This is a genomic window from Alcanivorax sp. HI0083, assembly GCF_001635175.1.
In genome coordinates, this window is the sequence record NZ_LWFX01000568.1 from 1 (window position 1) to 341 (window position 341).

Here is a 341-nt window from a genome sequence, read left to right on the forward strand (position 1 = left end):
CGGGCGACAGGGAATTCTTCACCACCAGCTCCATACAGCGATCAACATAGACCCGTGCAATCTGGATTTCAGAACGCATCTCGGCCAATTCAAAGCGGGTGTTCTGGAATGCCGCCACCGGCTTGCCAAACGCCTGGCGCTGTTTCACATATTCCACGGTGGTTGCCAGCGCATGCTCGGCAGCCGACGAACAGATGATGGCGATCATCATCCGCTCCCAGGCCAGCTCCTTCATCAAGGCAATGAAACCCATGCCCTCGGCACCCAGCAGGTTTTCCTTGGGCACCTTGACGTTGTCGAAGAACAACTCGCAGGTGTCCTGCCCGCGCATGCCGACTTTC

Annotated in this window: 1 protein-coding gene; it reads right to left on the bottom strand. The window is 57.5% G+C overall.

Annotated elements, in window-relative coordinates:
• Positions 1 to 341 (bottom strand): acyl-CoA dehydrogenase family protein (locus A3754_RS05765; protein ID WP_255363116.1); only part of this gene is annotated, 341 nt, incomplete at both ends.